Below are 21968 nucleotides of genomic sequence, written 5' to 3' on the forward strand. Positions count from 1 at the left end.
CGCCATGAGCCGGATGCGCGTGGGCTGGATTCTGCCGCTCAGCATCGTCGTGGCGCTGCTGCTGGGCCTGTTGCCGCTGCCGGAAACGCTGCAGCCGCTGCGCCCGTACTGGCTGGCGCTGGTGCTGGCGTACTGGGTGATTGAGGCGCCGGACTACGCCGGACTGGGTTTTGCGGTCATCGTCGGCCTGATTGCCGACCTGATGTTCGGCAGCCTGCTGGGCGAACAGGCGCTGCGGATGGTCATCATGACCTTCATCCTGCAGCGGTTCCGCGCGCGCCTGCGTTTCTTCCCGGTGTCCCAGCAGTCGCTGGCCATCGGCGGACTGCTGCTGAACGATCGCATCGTCACCACGGCCATCCACATGGCGTTGGGCGAACCCAGCCTACCCTGGAACTACTGGTGGGCGCCGTTGCTGGGCATGCTGCTATGGCCGTTGCTGTTCATGCTGCTGGACGCGCTGCGCCTGGGGCGGCGGGGCTGAGCGGCCATGATCGCGCGCCGCCCCTCCAAGAACCCGCACGCCGAAGCCGAGCAGTTCCGTCGCCGCGCGGTGCTGGGGTTCATCGGCGTGACCCTGGCGTTGCTGGGGCTGGCCGGCTGGTACTTCAAGCTGCAGGTCATCGATCACGCCGAATACGCCACCCGTTCGGAGGCCAACCGGATCCGGCCGCGGCCGGTGGTGCCCGGGCGCGGCACCATCTACGACCGCAACGGCAAGCTGTTGGCCGAGAACGTGCCGGCGTTCCGGCTGGAAGTCACCCCCGACAAGGCCGGCGATCCAAAGCGCCTGATCGCCGAACTGGGCAAGGTGGTCGCGCTGACGCCGGAGGACATCGAGCGCTTCGAGGCTACCCGCAAGGCTACCCGCAGCTTCCGGCCCATCGCGCTCAAGTTGCGCGTGGACGAGGAGGAAATGGCGCGCTTTGCGGTCAACCGCTGGCGCTTTCCGGGGGTCGAGCTGGTGCCCTACCTGACCCGCCGCTACCCGTACGGGGATCTGTTCGCGCATATCGTCGGCTACGTGGGGCGTATCGACGAGAAGGATCTGGAGACGCTGGGCGAGGGCAATGCCGCGCTGACCCACATCGGCAAGACCGGCCTGGAGCGCTATTACGAAGAGGCGCTGCGCGGCCGCATCGGCTATGAGCGGGTCGAGACCAATGTCGAGGGGCGCGCGCTGCGGGTGGTGGATCGGGTGCCGGCGCAGGCGGGCGCCGATCTGCGCTTGAGCGTGGACGCGGACCTGCAGCAGGCCATGGTCGACGCGTTCGGCGAGCTGGAGGGCTCGGCGATTGCGATGGACCCGCGCACCGGCGAACTGCTGGCCATGGTCAGCCTGCCCAGCTACGACCCCAACCTGTTCGTCAACGGCATCTCCAGCAAGGATTTCCGCGCGCTCAACGAAAATCCCTCGCGTCCGCAGTTCAACCGGGTGGTGCTGGGCGGGGTGGCGCCGGGGTCGACGCTGAAGCCGTTGATCGCCCTGGCCGGACTGGACAGCGGCCTGCGCCGGCCGGAAGACAAGGTGCTGTCCACCGGCATGTTCTACCTGCCCGGCACCAGCCGCGGCTGGGGCGATGCCGCCCGCGGCGGCCATGGCTGGACCGATCTGCGCAAGTCGATCGCCGCCTCGGTCAACACCTACTACTACCGGCTGGCGCTGGATCTGGGCATCGAACGCTTCGACGACTACATGCAGCGCTACGGCTTCGGCGCGCCCACCGGCATCGACCTGATGGGCGAAATCAGCGGCATCCTGCCATCGCCGGCGGCCAAGCTGCAGGCCAAGAAGGAGCGCTGGTACCCCGGCGACACCGTCAACGCCAGCATCGGCCAGGGCGACTGGAAGGTGACGCCGCTGCAACTGGTCCGCGCCACCGCCGGGCTGGCCGACGGCAAGCTGCGGCGGCCGCACCTGGTCATCGCCAAACGGATCAGTTTCGACGGCGAGTGGGAGCCGATGCCGCAGCCGGAGCCATTGCCGATCAGCCCCAACCCCGGCAACGTGGCGGTGATCCGCGACGGCATGGTGGCCACCATGCAGCCCGGCGGCACCGGCGTGGCCACCGCGCGCGGCGCGCCGTACACGATGGCCGGCAAGACCGGCACCGCGCAGGTGGTCAGCCGCCGCGGCACCGCCGCGGTCAACCCCAAGAGCCTGCCCATGCATCTGCGCCACCGCGCGCTGTTTGTCGGCTTTGCGCCGGCGGAAAACCCCACCATCGCGCTGGCCATCGCGGTGGAAGGCGGCGGTTACGGCGGCGTCACCGCCGGCCCGATCGCGCGCAAGATTTTCGATGCGTATCTGCTGGGGGAGCCGGGGACTGGGGAGCCGGGACTGGGGACTGGGGACTCGGGACTCGGTAACAGCAATAGCCACGGCAACGGCAACGACGGCAGTAGTGCGGGCGCTGAAGGCCGAGCAGGCGCCGAAGCGTCCATGCCAGACGAATCCTCCAATCCGACGCCACCGGCGGCAACGGACATCCCGCAGCCCGGTGATGCTGCCGTGCCCGCCGGCGCCGCTTCTCCCCGAGTCCCGAGTCCCGAGCCCCCAGTCCCGGCTGTCCCGGCTGTTCAACAATGAACGATCTCCTGCGCTGGGTCTTCGATCTGCTGCGGCGTCTGCTGCATACGTTGGACTGGCCGCTGCTGTTGGCGCTGGCCGGCTTGATGGGCATCGGCCTGGCGGTGCTGTACAGCGCCGGCGGCGACAGCCAGGGCGCGCGGCTGGCGATCAACCAGGGCGCGCGCTTTGCGGTCGGGCTGGGCGCGATGTGGGCGCTGTCGCGGGTATCGCCGGTGCGGTTGCGCTCGTGGACGCCGGGCGTGTTCGCGGTCTCGCTGTTGCCGCTGATCGCGGTGTTGTTCATCGGTACCGGCAAGCACGGCCAGCACTGGATCGATTTGAAGCTGTTCTATCTGCAGCCGGCCGAACTGCTGAAGATTTCGCTGCCGATGATGATGGCGTGGTACCTGCACCGCGAACCGCTGCCGCCGCGTATCGGCACCGTGCTGGTCGCCGGCGCGCTGCTGGGCTTGCCGACCGCGCTGATTCTGCTGCAACCGGATTTCGGCACCGCCATGCTGGTCGCCGCCAGCGGCGTATTCGCGCTGCTGCTGGCGGGATTGCCCTGGTGGTGGGTGGGCGTGGCATTGGGCGGGGTTGCCGCTGCTGCGCCGGCGGCGTGGTTCTGGCTGCTGCGCCCGTACCAGAAGGATCGCATCCTGACTTTCCTGAATCCGGAAAACGATCCGCTGGGCACCGGCTGGAACATCATCCAGTCCAAGATCGCCATCGGCGGCGGCGGCCTGACCGGCAAGGGCTGGGGGCAGGGCTCGCAGTCGCATCTGGACTATCTGCCCGAGCACACCACCGATTTCATCTTCGCAGTGCTGTCCGAGGAATTCGGCTGGCTGGGGGTGGCGACGGTGCTGGCGCTGTATCTGTTCGTGATAGGGCGCTGCCTGTGGATCGCCATCGATGCGCGCGACACCTATTCGCGGCTGTTGGCCGGCACGCTGGGGCTGTCGTTCTTCGTCTACGTGATCGTCAACGGCGGCATGATCTCCGGCCTGCTGCCGGTGGTGGGCGTGCCGATGCCGCTGCTCAGCTATGGCGGCACTTCCGCCGTGTCGCTGCTGGCCGGCCTGGGCCTGGTGATGGCGGTGCGCGCGCACCGGCCGGTGCATGGGTATTGAGGGTGGGGAGCGAGGAGTGAGTGAAGAGGAGTGAGGAGTGAGTGGTTAGGAGCGGGAAACGAGGAACGAGAAACGAGAAACGAGGGAGTGATGAGGCGCTGGGCTTTTGTGCACGACAGCATGCATAGGTAAACGCCGATGCACTCCTGGCGCCAACGAAGCGGGATGCTTCCCTGCCGCGAGAACCTTCAGTCCCCGTCCCTCATTTCTCACTCCTCATCACTCACTCCTCGCTCCTCCCCCAACAGTTCATCCTTCCCAGCACCCTCCGTGCTACCCTCGCGCCGATGATCCGACGCGCTCTTGTCTGCCTGCTCACGTTCGGCCTCGTCGCCTGTGCGACGCCGCCGCAGTCTTCTTCTCCCTCGCCGCAGGCGGCCAGCGAACCGGCAACCACGCCGGTGGCGGAAACGCCGGCCGAAACCTCGGTCGAAGCCATCCCCGCCGCGCCGGAACCGGTGGATCTGACGCCCGTGCCGTTCGAGATCGCCCGCGCCGATTTCGTCCGCGACACCGCCGCCAGGTACGGCATCGATCCCGGGTACATCGAATCGGTGCTGGCGCAGGCGCAGTTCCGCGACGACATCGTCAGCCTGATGTCGCGGCCGGCCGAGCGGGTCAAGCCGTGGAGCGAGTACCGCCCCAACTTCATCACCGCCGCGCGCATCGACGGCGGCCGCGCATTCATGGCCAGGCACCAGGCCGCGCTGCAGCGGGTCGAACGGCAGTACGGCGTGCCGGCCGAGGTGATCGTGGCGATCATCGGCGTGGAAACCAGCTACGGCGGCTTCACCGGCAAGCATCGGGTCATCGATGCGCTGTACACGCTGGGTTTCCGCTACCCGCGCAGCGGCAATCCCGAGCGAGCCGCCTACGAACACCGCCGCGAACGGTTCTTCCGCGATGAGCTGGCGCAGCTGTTCGCGCTGGGCCGCGAGGAGAACCTGGACATCACCGCGCTGACCGGCAGCTACGCTGGCGCGATGGGGCTGGGCCAGTTCATGCCGTCGAGCTATCGCGAATTCGCGGTGGACGGCGATGGCGACGGCCGCCGCGATCTGTTCAAGAATTTCGACGATGTGTTCGCCTCCATCGCCAACTATTTCCGCAAGAAGGGCGGCGAACGCGGCGGCTGGGTGCCGGGCGGGGCGGTGGTGGCGCGGGCCGAACTGCAGCCGGGCTTCGACGAATTCAATCCCCAGACCTGGACCCCGGACTACACGCTGGCCGATCTGGCCCAGCGCGGCTACCGCCCATTGGAGCCGGTGGCGCCCGATGCCACTGCTACCCTGGTATCGCTGGAAGGCAGCACCGGCAAGCAATACTGGCTGGGTTTCCAGAACTACTACGCCATCACCCGTTACAACAATTCCAAGATGTACGCGATGGCCGTCCATCAGCTGTCGCAAGCGATTGCCGGCAAAGAGATCCCGCCGGCATGAGGTGGCTGGCGCTGCCCGTGCTGGTGTTGGGGCTGGCGGCCTGCGGTACCGCACCGAAGAAGTCCGCTTCGCCATCGTCCGCGCCCGCGGGCGTGGCCGGTACGGTGGCGCCGGCCCGCACGGCCACCGGCAAGCCCTGCAAGGTCTACGCCGCCGCGCAGGAAGATCCGTCCACGCGCGGCAACTACACCGCCGGCGGCCTGTACAAGCCCGGTGTTGCCGATACCACGCCGGACTATGTGCCGGACGTGGACTGCATCCCCGAACCGGTGGTCGTCAACGAGCCGCGCTCGCCGGTCGGCAACCGTTCGCCTTACACCGTGCTGGGCAAGCAGTACCGCGTGCTCGACCGTGTCGATGGCTACCGCGAGCAGGGCATTGCCTCGTACTACGGCGCCAAGTTCCATGGCCGCCGCACCTCCAATCTGGAGGTCTACGACATGTACGCCTTCACCGCCGCGCACAAGTCGCTGCCGCTGCCCAGCTTCGCGCGGGTCACCAACCTGGACAATGGCGCCTCGGTGGTGGTGCGGGTCAACGACCGCGGGCCGTTCCATGAAGGCCGGGTCATCGATCTGAGCTACGCCGCGGCGGTCAAGCTGGGCATCACCCAGCGCGGCACCGGCCGGGTCGAAGTGCGCGCGCTGACGCCCGATGGCAAGGGCACGCAACTGGCATCGGCCGCACCCCCTGCCAGCCGCGTTGCGCCGGAGCCGGCCACCACGCCGATGGACGAACTGGTCGGCCGGTTGCCCGCCGCCTCGGCGGCTGTTGCCGCCAGCGTGCCGGCGACGGCAGCCACCGGGCACCGCTATCACGTCACCCCGGACCTCAAGCGCACGCCCAGCGCCGATCAGTTCGACGCCTGGATGCAGGCCAACGGCGTGCGGGTGGCCACCGGCAAACCGGCCGCTGCCGCCAGCGCGCCTGCAGCCGCCGTGCCCGCAACAACGGTTCCCGGGCCGGCAGTTTCCGCCACCGCCACGGCCAGCAACGATGCCGCCAAGCCGGTTCCGGCCAGCCACGCGGTCGCTGCCGGCATTGCCGCCATCCAGCTGCAGGTCGCCAGCTTCGCCAGCCGCGAGAATGCCGATCGCGCCCTGGCCCAGCTCAGCGCGGCCGGCATTGCCGGCAGCCTCAGCGACATCATCAGCAACGGCCGCAAACTGTGGCGGCTGCGGGTCGGCGCGCCGGATCATTCCGCCGCCGCGGAACTGGCCGGCCGTATCGCCGGTCTGGGTTTCGGCAGTCCGCAATGGGTGCGCGAATAACGGCCGTCCGCCGGCGCCAGCCTCATCCGATCCCAATACAATGGCCGTTTTGCAGTCGGCCATTGGCCAGCCAGGAGTCCGCAGCACATGAAGTTCCGTTTTGCCCTTGCCGCCATGGCCACTGCCGCCGTCGGCATCGCCATTGCCCAGACACCGGCGCCCTCGCCAGCGCCTGCGGCGCCCAGCGCCGCCGCGGCGGTCGAGATTCCGCCGGCACCCAAGCCGGTCGGCACCGCCTGGCTGCTGATGGACTACACCACCGGCCAGGTGCTGGCGGGCGAGAACTACGATGAGCGCGTCGAGCCGGCCAGCATCACCAAGGTGCTGACGTCCTACGTGGTCGCCGCCGAAATCAAGAACGGCAAGATCAAGGAAACCGACGACGTCATGCTGAGCGAGCGCGCCTGGCGCGAAGGCGGCGCGCGTACCGACGGCAGCTACAGCGGTTTTGCGGTCAACCAGACCGCCAAGCTGCTGGACATGGAAAAAGGCATGGCGGTGCAGTCGGGCAACGACGCCGCCATCGCGCTGGCCGAGCACACCGCCGGCAGCCAGGAGGCGTTCGCCTCGCTGATGAACAATTACGCCGCACGCATCGGCATGAAGGGTTCGCATTTCGTCAATGCCCACGGCCTGTCGGCGCCGGATCACTATTCCACCGCGCACGACCTGGCATTGCTGGGCCGGGCGATGATCCGCGACTATCCCGAGGCGTACGCCTACAACAAGATCAAGGAATTCAAGGTCGGCGATATCGTCCAGCCGAACCGCAACCTGCTGCTGTGGCGCGACCCCAGCGTCGACGGCATCAAGACCGGGCATCATTCCGGCGCCGGTTACTGCCTGATGAGTTCGGCCCAGCGCGGCGACCAGCGCCTGATCGCGGTGGTGATGGGCTCCACCTCGGAGAAGCAGCGCGCCGACGACAGCCTGGCGCTGCTGAACTGGGGCTTCCGCTTCTACGAAACCCATCGCCTGTACGATGCCGGCAAGGCCATCGCCAACCAGCGCGTCTGGAAGGGCCAGGCCAAGCAGGTCCAGCTGGGCGTGGCCGAGCCACTGCTGATCAGCGTGCCGCGCGGCCGCTATGGCGATCTGAAGCCGTCGATGGACGTGCCGAAAACGCTGGTGGCGCCAATCGCCAAGGATCAGGCCATCGGCACGGTCAAGGTGACGCTGGACGGCAAAGTGGTCGCCCAGGCGCCGCTGGTGGCGGTGGCCGAAGTCGAGGAGGCCGGCTTCTTCAAGCGCCTGTGGGACGCGTTCTGGATGTGGTGGGAGTCGGAGTGATCGGTTCCGTCAAAGGAGGCCGGCGTAAGCTGGCCTTCTTTTAATGGCGTAACGGCGATCTGCGCCGGCTCATGTAGGAGCGACGTAAGTCGCGACCGGAAACACAACAACCTGTTCAGACGCGGATCAACGCGGAAATGAACTTCAAAGATTCGGCCGCGGCAACCTATGCTGAGGGCTCTCGTCTTTCCGTTCCAGATCAACCCGTCGCGACTCACGTCGCTCCTACAGGAGTGGGTTGGCCGCCCAGACTCACCGCAATCAGCGCGATCGCCACGATGGCCAGCGGGATGGCCAGCTTGTTGAGCCGGCCCAGCCGTTCGCCGAAACCCCATACGCCCACCAGCGTGCCCAGCACCACCACGCCGATGTTCATCATCGAAAACACCACTGCGGGATTGTCCGGCAAGGCCTGGTGGGCGCGAACGTAGAACAGGATATTGCCGAAGTTGGTGGCGCCCAGCAGCAGCCCGGCCGGCAATGCCGACGCGCTCAACGCACGCCGCCGGCGCAGCTGCCGCCAGCCCTGCCACAGCGCCATCACGATGAAGGCGCCGATGAAGGCGAACAACAGCGAGGCGGCGAACGGCGTGCCGGCAGCGGCGATGCGCTTGAGCAGGATGTCGACGCTGGCGTAGCCCAGCAGCACGACCAGCGGCAGCAGCCAGCGTGCCGGGCCGGCGGTGCCGGCAGCGGCCGGTTCGGCGCGGGCGATGATGCCGACGATCGCCAGCAGGCCCAGCGCCAGGCCGGCGATCTTCCAGCCATCGGCCGTTTCGCCGAACAGGACGAAAGCCGCGATCAACGACAGCACCAGCGACAGCCGCTGCGCCACATCGGTGCGGACGATGCCGGCGACCCGCACCGACGCCGCCATCGCCAGGAAGATCGTCGGCAGCAGCAGCGCCAGCGCAATCAGCGACGGCAGCGGCGCCTGCGGTTCGCGCAGAGCCGCCAGCGGCGGGTCGAACAACCAGCCGCACAGCAATGCGGCAATGGCGTAGTTCCAGGCGATCGCCTGGCCGGTATCGATGCCCCTGCGTTGCGCCAGCTTCAGCTGCACGGAGACCAGTACGCTGCACAGAACGCTGAAAAACAGGAAATGCATCGCCGGCCCGCCTGGAAGAGGCGCGATTATCGCAGCGTCCGCGTAGGGCGGGTACCGGTGCCCGGCGTGCAGGCCGGGCCCGCAGTGGCCGGGCCGGAGTGCCGTTGCCGTTACAGCTGCGACAGCTGGAGTGGCTACCGGCCTGGATGGCCCCCGCGTGGTTTATCATCGCCGCTGGTTGACCGGACCGGGTCCGCAAGGATCAGGCATGCAACCAAGGGGATATGAGTGCCACGCAATGGGCTCTCCATGGATCTTTTCTGGGAAAGGAATGAACACGATGCACAAACTGACTTTCAAGCCCGCCGTCATGGCGGCATTCGTTGCGGCTGCTGCATTGGCCGTCGCCGCGGCGCCGGCATCGGCGCAGCGCAAGAGCGCGCAGGAAACCCGCAAGCAGCAGGTCGCCGAAATACCGGTCTGCGCCAAATCGCTTGGCACCATTTCGGTCATCGAGCCGGAAGACACCGTCAACTGGTGGAGCGGCCAGCAGTTGCCGGCGCCTTCCAAGCTGATCAAGGTATTCGTCAACAAGTCGCGCTGCTTCACCCTGGTCGATCGCGGGACCGGCATGGCGGCGATGCAGTACGAACGCGAGCTGGCCTCCAGCGGCGAGCTGCGCGGGCGCTCCAATGTCGGCAAGGGCCAGATCAAGGCCGCCGATTACGTGCTGGTGCCGGATCTGATTTCGCAGAACAGCAATGCCGGCGGCAACGCCATCGGCGGATTGCTCGGTGGCCTCATCGGCGGCAAGGCTGGCGCCATCGCCAGCGGCCTGAACTTCAAGAGCAAGACCGCCGACGTGGTGCTGACGGTGACCGACGTGCGTTCGTCCGAACAGGTCGCCATGGCCGAGGGTAACGCCAAGAAGACCGACATCGGCTGGGGCGCTGCCGGCGGCCTGTTCTCCGGTGGCGGCTTCGGCGCGGCCGGCGCTGGCGGCTACGCCAATACCGAGATCGGCCAGGTCATCACGCTGGCCTACCTGCAGGCCTATACCGATCTGATTGCCCAGTTGGGCGGATTGCCGGACAACGCCTCGGCCGCCAACGCGCAGCAGGCGGTGACCGTGACCAAGCCGGGCCGCCTGCTGGCCAACGCCGCCGGAACCGGCAAGGCGGTGCGCACGCTGGACCCGGGCATGATGCTGTACCCCACCGGCACCAAGGAAGGGGTGATGTGGGAAGTCGAGGACGAACTGGGCAACAAGGGCTGGGTATCGTCCACCCTGCTGGAACTGTCCAAGTAACCCTTGTCGCAAGGACTGCCGAGGAAGGGCTGCCGGCGACGGCGGCCCTTTCGCGTCGATGGCTTGGAATCGGCGCGATTCGTCCCAATAATCGCCGGATGGAAATCAAATCGGACAATCCCGAGCACGGCTTCAAGTTTCCCGGCACCTTCGAGCTCAGCGCCATGGGCGCGGCCAACACCGGCCTGGAAACCGAGCTGCCGCGGCTGCTGGCGGCCGCCGGCATCGACGTGCTGCACGAGAACATCAGCTGGAAGCATTCGTCCAACGGCAAGTACGTGTCGGTGCGCATCGCCTTCCGCGCCGACAGCCGCGAGCAGTACGACGCCGCGCATACGGCGCTGCGCGAACACCCGGAAGTGAAGTGGACGCTGTGAGCCTGCCGTGCCGGGTCCGCGAGCTCGGCCGCCAGCCGTACGAGCCGGTCTGGCGCGCGATGCAGCGCTTCACCGATGCGCGCGGCGAGGACACCGCCGACGAAATCTGGCTGGTCGAACATGAGCCGGTGTTCACGCTGGGCCAGGCCGGCAAGCCCGAACATGTACTGGCGGCCGGCGATATTCCGGTCGTGCATGTCGACCGCGGCGGCCAGGTGACCTACCACGGCCCGGGCCAGATCGTGGCCTATCCGCTGTTCGATCTGAAGCGGATGAAAGTCGGCGTGCGCGAATACGTCTGCCGGATCGAACAGGCCATCATCGACACGATGGCCGAATGGAACATCCAGGCACAACGCAGGGAGGGCGCTCCCGGCGTCTATGTGGCCGGCGCCAAGGTCGCCGCGCTGGGCATCCGCGTGCGCCGCGGCTGCACCTTCCATGGCCTGGCGTTCAATATCGCGATGGACCTGGAGCCGTTCCACCGCATCAATCCCTGCGGCTACCAGGGCCTGCAGGTGGTTTCGCTGGCGGATCTGGGCGGGCCGTCCGGCATGGCTACGGTCAAGCCGGTTTTGCTGGCCAGCCTGGCCGAGCAATTCGGTTTGCAGCTTCACGCCGAATCCGGATTGCCGGATCTGTCGCTGGCGGCCTGAGCGGCGTACAGCGGGCCCAGGCCCGCCATTGCCATCCTTCCGTCCGCACCGTCAACGAGCGCCATCGGCTGCAGCGGTCGCTCCTGCGCCAGCCCAATGCACGATGCACCGCGCCACGGTGACGCCGGCACGGCGCATGCCACAATCGGCCGGCCATGAACGATACCCCGCCGCTTGACGACTTCCCGACCGGGCCGCTGATCGAACGCGGCCTGGCGCGGTTGCGCGCCGCCTCCACCGACGCCGCGGAACGGCTGGCCGATGCCGCATTCGCCGCACAGGTGGCCAAGCTCATCGTCGCCAGCGATTTCGCGCTGGAAACGCTGTGCCGGCAACCGGCGCTGCTGGCCCAACTGGCACGCGACAACGCCCCTGCGCCGTTGCCGGCGCCGGTGCTGGAACCGCAGCAGCCCGAGCTGTGGCCAGCGCAACTGCGCCGCTACCGCAGCGCCGAATCGACCCGGCTGGTCTGGCGCGATGTGCACGGCCTGGACGATGTGGATGCCACGCTGGCGGACGCCACCCGGTTGGCCGAGGTCTGTCTGCAGACCGCCCTGCAAGCGCTGGAGGGCGAATTCGCGCAACGCCACGGCGTGGTGCGCAATACCGAAGGCGCGCCGCAGCGGCTGGTGGTGTTCGGCCTGGGCAAGCTGGGCGGCGGCGAGCTGAATTTCTCTTCCGACATCGATCTGGTCTACGCCTACCCGGAAGGCGGGCAATCCGACGGCGCGCGCGCGCTGGCGGCCGAGGACTATTTCGCGCGATTGGGGCAACGGCTGGCCAAGCTGCTGGACGAGCCGACCGTCGATGGATTCTGCCATCGCGTCGATCTGCGTCTGCGCCCGTTCGGAAACGCCGGCCGGGTGGCGCTGTCGTTTGCCGGCATGGATCAGTATTTCCAGCGCGAAGGCCGCGACTGGGAGCGCTATGCCTGGTTGAAGGCGCGTGCGGTGGCCGGCGACATCGAAGCCGGCGAGCAGTGGCTGGCGTCGCTGCGCCCGTTCGTCTACCGCCGCTACCTGGACTACACCGCGCTGGACGGACTGCGCGAGATGAAGGCGGCCATCGCCGCCGAGGTCGCGCGCCGCGAACTGGCCGATGACATCAAGCGCGGGCCCGGCGGCATCCGCGAAATCGAGTTCCTGGTGCAGGCGCTGCAGTTGATCCGCGGCGGCCGCGAAGCGTCGCTGCGCGAGCGCCGGCTGCTGCCGGCATTGCAGGCGCTGGTACAGGCCGGCCAGGTAACGCCGGCCGATGGGCAGGCGCTGGCGGCGGCGTACCGGTTCCTGCGCCGGATCGAAAACCGCCTGCAGATGCTGCGCGACGCACAGACCCACATGCTGCCGGAAGACGCCGGCGACCGCGCCCGCATCGCGCGGGCGCTCGGTTATGCCGGTTGGCCCGCATTGGAAGACTCGCTGCAGGCGCAGCGCGCGCGGGTCAGCCGCGAATTCGCCGAATTGCTGGCCCCGCGCAAGCGCCGGATCGCCGCCGATGCGCTGTCGCAATACTGGCGCGGCCTGCCCGAAGGAAGCCAGGCCGAAACCCTGGCCGCGGCCGGTTTCGCCGATGCCGCCGGCGCCGATGCCGCGTTGCGCGATTTTGCCCGCTATTCCGGCGTTCGTGGCCTGTCCGATGCGGCGCGTGCGCGGCTGGACCGGGTCGTGCCGGCATTGCTGGATGCGGCGGCCAAATCGCCGCACCCCGATGCCGCGTTGAAGCGCGCGCTGGCGTTGCTGCAGGCCATCCTGCGCCGGGCCAGCTACCTGGCGCTGCTGGACGAACAGCCCAGCGCGCTGGCGCGGCTGGTCGATGTGCTGGCGCGCAGCGCCTTGCTGGCCGAGCGGCTGGCGCTGTACCCGCTGCTGCTGGACGAACTGCTGGACAGCCGCGTGGCCGGGCCGATGCCGGAGCGGAGGCTGATGCGCCAGCAATGCACCGCCGCGCTGCAGGAGGAGGACCCGGAAGCCGCGCTGCGCTTGCTCAACGAATGCCGGTTGGCGCTGAGTTTCCGCATCGCGCTGGCGGCGCTGGACCAGCGCCAGCCACCCTCCGACAGCACCCGGCAACTGGCCTGGCTGGCGGACGAAGTGGTCGCGGCGGTGCTGCAGATGGCGCATCAGGATGTGGCCGGTGCGCATGGCCGGGTGCCTGGCGGCCGCTTCGCGATACTCGGCTACGGCAGCCTCGGTGGCGAGGAACTGGGTTTCGGATCGGACCTGGATCTGGTGTTCCTGTACGAGGCCGACCCGCAGGCGACATCCGATGGCGCGCGGCCGCTGGAGGCCGGACGCTGGTACGCGCGGCTGGCGCAGAAGATCGTCGCGCTGCTGGGCGCGCAGACCGCTGCCGGCAGGCTCTACGATGTCGACGTGCGGCTGCGCCCGGATGGCGCCAAGGGGTTGCTGGTGTCTTCGCTGGCCAGCTATACCGAATACCAGCGCGAGCGCGCCTGGACCTGGGAACACCAGGCGCTGGTGCGCGCGCGCGGCGTGGCCGGCGATGCCGCGCTGTTGGCCGCGTTCGACGACACCCGCGAACGCACGCTGACGCAGCCGCGCGATCCGGCCAAGCTGCGCGAAGACGTGGTCAAGATGCGCGCACGCATGCGCAGCGAACTGGATCGCAGCGATGCGGCGCGCTTGGACCTGAAGCAGGGCGAAGGCGGGCTGGTCGATCTGGAATTCCTGCTGCAATACCTGGTGCTGCGCGAATCGGCCGCCGTTCCGGCGCTGCTGGCGCCACGCAACACCGCCGCGCTGGTGCGGGCGCTGCGTGCCGCCGGAATCCTGGCCGATGAAATCACCGAAGCGTTGCTGGCCGCGCATTCGGTGTTCCTGGCCGAAGGTCTGGCCTGCACGCTGGATCGGCGTCCGCGGCTGGTCGGCCGCACTGCCGACGTCGCGGCGGCATGTGCGCAGGTCCGGTTGGCGTGCGGCCATTTCGATCTGGAACCGGACCCGGCGGACAGCCAGACGTCCGGATGATCAGCCGCGCTGGTGGTAGCGCGCTTCCTGGGTGAGGCCGCCGTAGCCATAGGCCGCTGCGCGCACATCGTGCACGTGGATATAGCTTTCCTCGTGCAGGTTTCCGAGCAGGTCGGCCAAGCCGGCGAAGGCCTGGCGGATGAACTCCGCCTTCTCATCCTTGGTGTTGGTTTCGTCGGTCACCTTGATGTCGAAATAGACGCTGCTCTTGCGCTGCTCGGCAAGACTGCGTCCGCCGGCGTACCAGTCTTCGGGAGCGACGAAATCGATGGCGATCGCAGTCACCGCCGGGTCCTTGCGCAGGATATGCGCGGTCAGATCCTGCAGCAGCGATGCGATTGCCTTCGATAGCGCCTGCGAGCGCACCGCGCCGACCTTGACGTTCAGAATGGGCATACGTTTCTCCTATGGTTAGCTATGCAACTATATGGGCGAAGATCAGCCCAGCATTTCGCGGACCTGCCGCATCTGCGCGACGACATCGCCGAAGCGCTGCTCGCCCAGTGTCTTCTGCAGACGGCGGGTGACAGTTGCGCTGGCGCGGTTGAGGTCACTGGCGATCGCCAGCGCGGCGGCAGTGGGATGGATCTCCAGCTCGCGGCCGTCATGATCCGAATTGCGGCGCTCGATCAGCCCCCGCTGCTGCAGCCCATCCAGCAGCCGGGTCGCAGTGGGACGGGTGATCGTCAGGGCATGGGCCAGTTCGCGCTGCAGCTGTCCCGGTTGCGCGAGCACGGCGCGCAGCAGGAATGCCTGCGGCGGGCTCAGGCCGAACGGACTGAACGCCTGCGTCCAGACCCGCTCCAGCATCCGCGACAGCGCGGCGGTGTTGAAGTACAGGCATCGATCGAACATGCGCGGCAGGCTAGCGCGATTTAGTTAGCTATGCAACTGTTTGGGTGCGAGTCTGCGACGACTACCCCCATTGGCTTGGCGAGCCGCCCCGCCGGCCCGTTGGCGATATCATTCCGGTCGCTGCGCCAGTCGCCGGCGCGACCCACTACTGCGGAGACCAGCCTGTGCCCGAACTCCATGCGCTGCTTGCCTTCTCGCTGATCTCACTGGGCATGGTGCTGACGCCCGGCCCCAACATGATCTATCTGATCTCGCGGTCGATCAGCCAGGGGCCACGCGCCGGCCTGATCTCGCTGGCCGGGGTGGCGCTGGGCTTCGTGTTCTACATGCTGTGCGCCGCCTTCGGCATCACCGTGCTGGTGATGGCCATTCCGTACGCCTACGACGCCCTGCGCATCGCCGGTGCGCTGTACCTGTTGTATCTGGCCTGGCAGGCGGTCAAGCCGGGCGGACGCTCGCCGCTGCAGGTGCGCGAACTGCCGCAGGACAGTCCGCGGAGGCTGTTCGCGATGGGCCTGCTGACCAACCTGCTGAATCCGAAGGCGGCGGTGCTGTACCTGTCGTTGCTGCCGCAGTTCATCGTTCCGGATCACGGCAGCGTGCTGGCGCAGTCGCTGGCGCTGGGCTTCACCCAGATCGCGATCAGCGTAGCGGTCAACGCACTGATCGCGCTGATGGCCGGTTCCATCGCCGCCTTCCTGGCCGCGCGTCCGACCTGGCTGATGCTGCAGCGCTGGCTGATGGGGACCGTGCTGGCCGGGCTGGCGGTGAGGATGGCGTTCGACGCGCGGCGCTAGTTGGTGCTGGATGCTTCTTTGTGGGAGCGACGCCAGTCGCCAAGGCATCCAGGAGCGAGCGATGCCTGCCCTTCGCAGCGAGCGAGCAGCGCGTCCTTGGTCGCGCATGGCGATGGGCTCCCGGGTGCAGTCGCGACTGACGTCGCTCCCGCAAGGATGCCCCCGTTGTCCTGCATTCAAAGGGCGCCCAGCCGTCGCCCTACAGCGCCAGCCGCTCGCGCACGATGGCAGCCACGCGCGCGGTCTCGCGCAGCGGTTCGGCATCGAACGCCGCCAGCGCGGTATCCATTGCGCGGATGCGTCCGCTTTGCAGCAGCGCATCGAGAAAGCGGCGCGGGCGGCCGCGGACCCGGCCCGGATCGAAGACATGCACGGGCGCCCGCGTCGCGCAGGCTTCGGAGATCATGTTCACCGAGTCGGGCGAACAGACGATCCGGTCGGCCCAGGCCAGCAGACCGGCGTAGGGATTCGGCCCGTCGCTCTCGCCGCACCAGACCACGCCCGGCGTTTCGATATAGCGGTGGCGCAGTGCCGCGACGACGTTTTCCGGCGTACGCCGCGAGACCGTGATCATCACGCTGCCGCCGTCGCGCGCCAGCGCCACTTCAAGTTTGGCCGCAAGCACTTCGAAGGCATTGCGGTCGAAGCGCGCATGCGCGCTGGAGCCGCCCAGCAGCACCGCAGTACGTGGCTGCGGCAGGGTGCCCAGCTCCGCGAAGTCCGCCCGCGCCTGCGTCAGCCAGGCATCGTCGACCGGGTTCAGGCTGCCCAGCAGCGTAATCACGTTGCCGCCGCGCACGTCGTCGTGCTGCGGCGCAATCACCCAGTCCCAATGGGCCGGATCGAGGCGCGGGTCCAGGATCTGCACGGTCCGCGCGCCGTGCTGGCCCAGTAACCGGGTCGCCAGCGCGCCCTGGCGGCCACAACCGATGGCCAGCGCGGGCGGTGTGGCCAGCGCGGCGGCAAAGCCGGCGCCGAACGCGTGTGTGGCGCCGGGCAATCGCCGCGGCGCCAGCCAGGACCAGGGCGCTTGCGGCGACAGCGTCCAGGAGCGGCTTGCGCCGAGCGCCAGCGCGCCGGCCAGCGCACTGGCCTGGCGCAGGTTGCCGGCATTGCCATCGGTGAGCAGCCAGAGCGGCGGGGAATCGGCAGCTGACATGGTTCTTCGTTCTATCAGTTAAAACAATCCGTTCTGGAATGTCTGGATGTTGGCAACGGCAGGACACTCTACACTGCCAGCCTTTCCGGGAGGCCACGGAACCGAAGCCTTTGTGGCCGCCTCTGGAAATACCGTGCCCGCGCTGATGAAGCATTGGCGTGGCAGCCGTATTCCCGTGTTGTATTCCCGTTGTTCCGAAGCACCACCCGCCAGGAGACATCCCCATGCGCAAGACCCTGCTGACCGCCGCACTGCTCGCCTTTGCCGGCTCGGCATTCGCCGCCCCGGTCACCTACAACATCGACCCCAACCATACCGATGTCATCGCCCAGTGGAGCCATTTCGGCTTCTCCAATCCCAGCGCGCATTTCGGCAAGGCCGACGGCACCATCGTCTATGACGCCGAGAATGTGTCCGCTTCCAGCGTGCAGGTCACCCTGCCGCTGTCAGGCCTCAACAGCTTCATCGGCGATTTCGACGACCATCTTCGCAGCGCCGATTTCTTCGACGCGGAGAAGTTCCCCACCGCCAGCTTCAAGAGCATCAAGGTGGAAGCCGCCGGCGAAGGCAAGCTGAAGGTCACCGGCAATCTGACCATCAAGGACATCACCAAGCCGGTGGTGCTGGACGTGACGCTGAACAAGGCCGGCGAGCAGCCAATGGCCAAGCGCGCCGCCATCGGCTTCGACGCGGTCGCCACGGTCAGCCGCACCGAGTTCGGCGTCGGCAAGTACGCGCCGGCCGTCAGCGATGAGGTCAAGCTGCGCATCACCACTGAGGCGCTGGTCCCCAAGGCCGAGTAAGCCTGCACTCCCCCGGCGTGGCCGCTTCCCTCGTGGACGGCCGCGCTTTCAAGCCGTCCCGCGTGCTGCGGGGCGGTTTTTTTTGGGTTCTCCTCCCACTTCAGGGGATATCGGCTTCGGTAGGAGCCGCCGCCCGTCAGGCTTGGGGGTGCTCCGCCCTCCTGACGACGTCGTGTCTTTACGTCGGGCCGCAGTCTCGTTCCGCTTCGCGGCCCGAACCGGCCCGGCGCAGCGCACCGGGCGTTCGCCAAGGCGCGCGGCAGTGCCGCGCAAACCGCCTTGACTCACCCCTGGCCTGCTCTCCGCACCCCCAGCCCGCCGGCCGTCGGCTTTCGCGAGATGACAGGTCGCGACTTCGGAAGGCCCTTCTTCGAGCGCCGACCAGGTGTCCAGAAGCCGGTGGCCAGGGCAGTGCGGGACCGTCCGCGGCATGGATGCCGCGGAAGAGCTTACAGGGACGTACTTGCGGCGTGTCCCGCACTGCCCTGGTCACCGGCTTCCACATAGACGTTTCTCGCACCTGGGAGAAGAGCCTCTGTTGAGCCAGGGCAGGCGCGGAGCAGGTGGTAAACTCGCGCCCTCGTTCCCAAGTTCTTCATCTCGCCATGAGCCAGACCGCCACCGCGCCCGCCAACGCCGAAAAGCGCTACACCGTGCAGCGTGCCGATCTGCCGCTGAGCTGCCCGCTGCCGTCGATGGCGTTGTGGAACTCGCACCCGCGCGTCTACCTGCCTATCGAGGATGCCCCTGGCCACGATGTGCAGTGCCCCTACTGCGGCTCGCACTTCGTCCTTGCCGACTGATCAGCGGACCGAGGCGGCGATGCGCCCGCAGCGCGCGCCGGAACCTCGCCTGACCGTCATCCAGTTGCTGCCGGCGCTGCAGTCCGGCGGTGTCGAACGGTCCACGCTGGAAATCTGCCAGGCGCTGGGCCAGGCCGGCCATCGCGCCATCGTGGTCTCGGCCGGCGGACGGCTGCTGCCGGAGTTGCAGGCCACTGGCGCTGAACACATCGCCCTGGATATCGGCCGCAAGTCGCCGCTGAGCTTGCGCCATGCGCGCACGCTGCGGCGATTGTTCGGCGAGCGGCAGGTCGACATCGTGCATGCGCGTTCGCGCCTGCCGGCCTGGCTGGGCTGGCTGGCGCTGCGCGGCATGCCGCAGGCGCGGCGCCCGCACCTGGTCACCACCGTGCACGGGCTCAATTCGCCCGGCCGCTACAGCGCGGTGATGACCTATGGCGAACGCGTGATCTGCGTATCCGAAACCGTGCGCCAATATGTGCTGCAGCACTATCCCGGCACCGATGCCGGCAAGCTGCGAGTGATACCGCGCGGCATCGACCCGGCGCAGTTTCCCAGGACACCGGCACCGGACCGCGCAGCACGGTTGCGCGCGGCGCAGTCGCATCCGGCGCTCGGCGGCGATGGCCCGCTGTTGTTGCTGCCAGGGCGCGGCACCCGCCTGAAAGGCCATGCCGATGCGCTGCAACTGCTGGCCGGCCTGCGCGCTGGCGGCAGCGACGCGCGCCTGTGGCTGCCGGGCGCACGCGAATCCGGGCGCCAGGCCTATATCGCCGAACTGGACGCCGAAGCGGCCAGGTTGGGCATCGCCGATGCGGTGGCGTTTACCGCGCCGACCTCGCGCATCGCCGATGCCTACGCCGCATCGGACCTGGTGCTGCAACTGTCGCGCAAGCCGGAAGCGTTCGGCCGCACCGTCATCGAGGCGTTGTCGGCCGGGCGGCCGGTGCTGGGCTGGGCGCATGGCGGCGTGGGCGAGTTGCTGGCGGAACTGCAGCCGCAGGGCGCGGTGGCGGCTTTCGATGCGCAGGCGCTGCTGGCCGGCGCGCGCGCGCTGCTCGCGCAGCCACCGCCGCCATTGGTTACGATGCCGGCCTATACCCTGCGTGCGATGCAGGACGCCACGTTGTCCGTTTACCGCGAATTCTTCGATGACCCCCACGCAAGCGCCCCACGCTGACCCGCCCGATGCCGTCCCGACCCAGGGGTGGCGCTGGGCGCCGGCCTGGGTGCTGGGCTTTGTCGCGTTGTGGCCGGCACCGGGCTATGCCGAAGGGGTCATGGTGCTGGGCGCGCTGGCGGCCATCATCCGGCTGCTGAAAGTGCGCTTCCGCGGCGGTTCGCGGCTGCTCAGCGGTCCGGCGTGGGCGCTGACCTCGGTGCTGTTCTTCGCCTATTGGCTGCCGCAGGCGATTTCGGCGATCGATTCGGTCGATACCGGCCGTGCGCTGCGCGAAGCGGTGGTGGATTTGCGCTACCTGCCGTTCCTGTGGCTGGTGGCAGCGGCGGTCGCCAACGGCCGCGGCCGCCGCATCACTTTCGGCGGTCTGTCGATCATCGTTGCGGTCTGGACGCTGGATGCGCTGTTGCAGGCCGCGTTCGGGACCAGCCCGTTGTTCTGGGGATTGGACCAGCTGAAGTGGATGATCAGCGGCCGCGGCATGTGTTCGCCCGAAGACATCGCCGCGCTGGACCGGCTGAGCGGTTTTCTGGGGCCGTGCAATCTGAAGCTGGGCGTGGTGCTGGCCAGCCTTTCGCCGTTCCTGCTGTTCGCCGCGGCAAGGCGTTTCGGCATGGCCGGCTGGCTGCTGGCGGCCGCGGCGGTCGGCATCGTGGTGGTGCTGGCGGGCGCGCGCGCGGCGTGGATCACCTATGCGCTGGTGCTGGTGTTTTCCGGTTGGCGCCTGCTGGGCTGGAAGCGGTTGCTGTCGGTGTTCGCGTTCGGCGCAGCGACGCTGGTGGGGCTGGCGCTGTTCTCGCCGCAGGTGGGCCAGCGCATCGAGCGCACGCGGCAGGCGCTGACCGGCGACGAGGCCGGCGTAGATGCGGCACTGTCGGGGCGCGCGCAGATCTGGGAAGCGGCGGCCTGCATGGTGCGCGAACACCCGATCAACGGCGTCGGCGCGCGCGGCTTCCGCGAAGCGTTTGCCGGCTGCGATCCGGCGCAGGGCGCCAATCCGATCTGGGGCGCCGGTCCCGCCCTGCATGCGCACCAGATTGTGCTGGAGGTGCTGAGCGAAACCGGCATCATCGGTTTGCTGCTGTGGCTGTCCGGGGTGGCGATGGCGTGGCGGGCCTGGCGTTTCGCGCCGCCCGCCGCCAAGGACCGTGCGCGGCCGGCAATGCTGGCGCTGGCGGTGACGGTATTCCCGTTCAACACCCATCTGGCGTTCTACTCCACCTTCTGGGGCGGGCTGACGCTGTTGCTGGCGGCGTTGTACGCCGGCAGCCTGCTGGCGCGCAATGACCCCTAGATCCGCAGAGCGGAGCTTGCTCCGCTGCCCGCTGCGGATGCACGTTCACAGGGAAGTCAGTCGTACAGCTTGCCGCGGCCTTCCGGCTGGCGCTTGAAGCGGCGGTGGATCCACAGGTACTGCGCCGGCGCCTCGCGCACCATCGCCTCGATGGCGGCGTTGACCCGGGCGCTGTCTTGGACCGGGTCCTGGGACGGAAAATCGTTCAGTGGCGGCGCCACCCGCAATACATAACGTCCGCCTTCGCGGCGGTGAAAGAACGGCACCACCGCGCAGCCGGTCAGCCGCGCCAACTGGTGGGTCGCGGTGATCGTGGCGGCGGGCACGCCGAAGAACGGCGCGAAGACCGTGTCCTTGCCGCGCATGTCCTGGTCCGGCGCATACCACAGGAATCCGCCCTGCTTGAGGTGGCGCACCGCGCCGCGGATTTCCTCGTTGGTGTACATGTGGACGGCGTAGCGCAGCCGCCCGCGCTTGACCGCCCATTCGAATACCGGGCTGCGGTGGCGGCGGTACATGCCGGCCAGCGGGACGTGGTCGCACATCAGCCGTCCGCACATCTCCAGGGTCATGAAATGCCCGGAAACCATCAGCACGCCGCGCCCGGCATCGCGCAGGGCCTGCAGGTGTTCGAGCCCCTCGATACGGACCTGCCGCCGCATCGGCGCCACCGAACCCCACCAGGCGCGGGCGAACTCGAACAGGCCCACGCCCAGCGCATCGAAACTGTCGGCCAGCAGTTGCCGGCGTTGTTCCGCCGGCATCTCCGGCAAGCACAGGGCCAGATTGGTTTCGGCGGCGCGCCGCCGCGACGGCGCCAGTGCCGGCGCCAGTCTGCCGATCAACCGCCCCAGCGCACGCTGCAACGGCCACGGCAGGCGGGCACCGACCACCATCACCGCCAGCGCCAGCCACATCGGCCAATGCCGCGGCGTAAACGGGGGACGTTGCAACTTCTGCGGGTCGGCCATGGCGCAATTGTAGGGCGTGTC

At 68.3% G+C, this 21968-nt stretch carries 19 protein-coding genes and 1 pseudogene; 15 read left to right on the forward strand and 5 right to left on the reverse strand.

Translation table 11 applies throughout. The features are described from left to right. Positions 1–4 precede the first annotated feature (4 nt). From mreD to CRO39_RS08330, 6 genes and pseudogenes are all read left to right on the forward strand, one after another. Positions 5–484, forward strand: coding sequence for a rod shape-determining protein MreD (gene mreD, locus CRO39_RS08305; protein WP_097121431.1), 480 nt, complete (start codon positions 5–7; stop codon positions 482–484). Positions 485–490: 6 nt separating this feature from the next. Beyond that, a pseudogene (gene mrdA / locus CRO39_RS08310) lies at positions 491–2369 on the forward strand (penicillin-binding protein 2); the annotation flags it as partial. A gap of 217 nt (positions 2370–2586) precedes the next feature. After that, entirely contained in the window at positions 2587–3705 is a 1119-nt protein-coding gene (rodA, locus tag CRO39_RS08315) for a rod shape-determining protein RodA (RefSeq protein ID WP_097121433.1), read from the forward strand. A 287-nt stretch (positions 3706–3992) separates the two neighbouring features. Then, positions 3993–5147 carry a lytic murein transglycosylase B gene (gene mltB, locus CRO39_RS08320; protein ID WP_097121434.1) on the forward strand — a complete coding sequence of 385 codons (1155 nt, stop codon included), beginning with the start codon at positions 3993–3995 and terminating at the stop codon, positions 5145–5147. Continuing rightward, entirely contained in the window at positions 5144–6418 is a 1275-nt protein-coding gene (locus CRO39_RS08325; RefSeq protein WP_097121435.1) for a septal ring lytic transglycosylase RlpA family protein, read from the forward strand. Before mltB ends, CRO39_RS08325 begins: the two co-directional genes overlap by 4 nt. Positions 6419–6505: 87 nt before the next feature. Continuing rightward, positions 6506–7708 carry a D-alanyl-D-alanine carboxypeptidase family protein gene (locus CRO39_RS08330; RefSeq protein ID WP_097121436.1) on the forward strand — a complete coding sequence of 401 codons (1203 nt, stop codon included), beginning with the start codon at positions 6506–6508 and terminating at the stop codon, positions 7706–7708. A gap of 214 nt (positions 7709–7922) precedes the next feature. On the opposite strand, the gene CRO39_RS08335 is transcribed toward CRO39_RS08330, so the two are convergent. Continuing rightward, positions 7923–8816 (reverse strand): EamA family transporter, encoded by an 894-nt coding sequence (locus CRO39_RS08335; RefSeq protein ID WP_097121437.1) that lies wholly within the window; start codon positions 8814–8816, stop codon positions 7923–7925. Positions 8817–9096: 280 nt separating this feature from the next. Here CRO39_RS08335 and CRO39_RS08340 point away from each other — a divergent pair, with 280 nt between their 5' ends. The 4 genes from CRO39_RS08340 to glnE all read left to right on the forward strand — a co-directional run bounded on the left by CRO39_RS08340 (position 9097) and on the right by glnE (position 14085). Then, on the forward strand, positions 9097–10065 hold the full coding sequence (locus tag CRO39_RS08340; RefSeq protein WP_097121630.1) for a CsgG/HfaB family protein: 969 nt from the start codon (positions 9097–9099) through the stop codon (positions 10063–10065). Positions 10066–10163: 98 nt separating this feature from the next. Further along, positions 10164–10442, forward strand: a complete 279-nt coding sequence (locus CRO39_RS08345; protein WP_097121438.1) for a DUF493 family protein — start codon at positions 10164–10166, stop codon at positions 10440–10442. Next, on the forward strand, positions 10430–11098 hold the full coding sequence (gene lipB, locus CRO39_RS08350) for a lipoyl(octanoyl) transferase LipB (protein WP_097121439.1): 669 nt from the start codon (positions 10430–10432) through the stop codon (positions 11096–11098). The genes CRO39_RS08345 and lipB overlap by 13 nt, the downstream gene beginning before the upstream one ends. A 155-nt stretch (positions 11099–11253) precedes the next feature. Further along, a complete protein-coding gene (gene glnE, locus CRO39_RS08355) occupies positions 11254–14085 on the forward strand; it encodes a bifunctional [glutamate--ammonia ligase]-adenylyl-L-tyrosine phosphorylase/[glutamate--ammonia-ligase] adenylyltransferase (RefSeq protein ID WP_097121440.1) in 2832 nt (943 codons plus the stop codon). On the opposite strand, the gene CRO39_RS08360 is transcribed toward glnE, so the two are convergent. Beyond that, complete coding sequence (locus CRO39_RS08360) at positions 14086–14481, reverse strand: tautomerase family protein (protein ID WP_097121441.1); 396 nt, start codon at positions 14479–14481, stop codon at positions 14086–14088. A 42-nt stretch (positions 14482–14523) separates the two neighbouring features. Further along, complete coding sequence (locus CRO39_RS08365) at positions 14524–14940, reverse strand: MarR family winged helix-turn-helix transcriptional regulator (RefSeq protein WP_097121442.1); 417 nt, start codon at positions 14938–14940, stop codon at positions 14524–14526. A gap of 212 nt (positions 14941–15152) precedes the next feature. Between CRO39_RS08365 and CRO39_RS08370 the strand changes: the two genes are divergently transcribed. Next, positions 15153–15737: a LysE family transporter gene (locus CRO39_RS08370; RefSeq protein WP_202926290.1), complete on the forward strand. Its 585-nt coding sequence runs from the start codon at positions 15153–15155 to the stop codon at positions 15735–15737. A 199-nt stretch (positions 15738–15936) separates the two neighbouring features. Here the strand turns inward: CRO39_RS08370 and CRO39_RS08375 are convergent, their stop codons facing one another. Further along, entirely contained in the window at positions 15937–16896 is a 960-nt protein-coding gene (locus tag CRO39_RS08375; RefSeq protein ID WP_097121444.1) for a mitochondrial fission ELM1 family protein, read from the reverse strand. Between the two features lie 224 nt (positions 16897–17120). Between CRO39_RS08375 and CRO39_RS08380 the strand changes: the two genes are divergently transcribed. From CRO39_RS08380 to CRO39_RS08395, 4 genes are all read left to right on the forward strand, one after another. Then, a complete protein-coding gene (locus tag CRO39_RS08380) occupies positions 17121–17699 on the forward strand; it encodes a YceI family protein (protein ID WP_097121445.1) in 579 nt (192 codons plus the stop codon). Between the two features lie 605 nt (positions 17700–18304). Beyond that, positions 18305–18502, forward strand: coding sequence for a zinc-finger domain-containing protein (locus tag CRO39_RS08385; RefSeq protein WP_097121446.1), 198 nt, complete (start codon positions 18305–18307; stop codon positions 18500–18502). A gap of 19 nt (positions 18503–18521) precedes the next feature. After that, positions 18522–19682, forward strand: a complete 1161-nt coding sequence (locus CRO39_RS08390) for a glycosyltransferase (protein ID WP_097121447.1) — start codon at positions 18522–18524, stop codon at positions 19680–19682. Then, a complete protein-coding gene (locus CRO39_RS08395; RefSeq protein ID WP_097121448.1) occupies positions 19654–20976 on the forward strand; it encodes an O-antigen ligase family protein in 1323 nt (440 codons plus the stop codon). The genes CRO39_RS08390 and CRO39_RS08395 overlap by 29 nt, the downstream gene beginning before the upstream one ends. A 56-nt stretch (positions 20977–21032) precedes the next feature. On the opposite strand, the gene CRO39_RS08400 is transcribed toward CRO39_RS08395, so the two are convergent. Further along, positions 21033–21947, reverse strand: coding sequence for an LpxL/LpxP family Kdo(2)-lipid IV(A) lauroyl/palmitoleoyl acyltransferase (locus tag CRO39_RS08400; protein ID WP_097121631.1), 915 nt, complete (start codon positions 21945–21947; stop codon positions 21033–21035). Positions 21948–21968: the final 21 nt, after the last annotated feature.

The organism is Pseudoxanthomonas wuyuanensis (assembly GCF_900215535.1).
GTDB classification, from domain to species: Bacteria; Pseudomonadota; Gammaproteobacteria; order Xanthomonadales; family Xanthomonadaceae; genus Pseudoxanthomonas_A; species Pseudoxanthomonas_A wuyuanensis.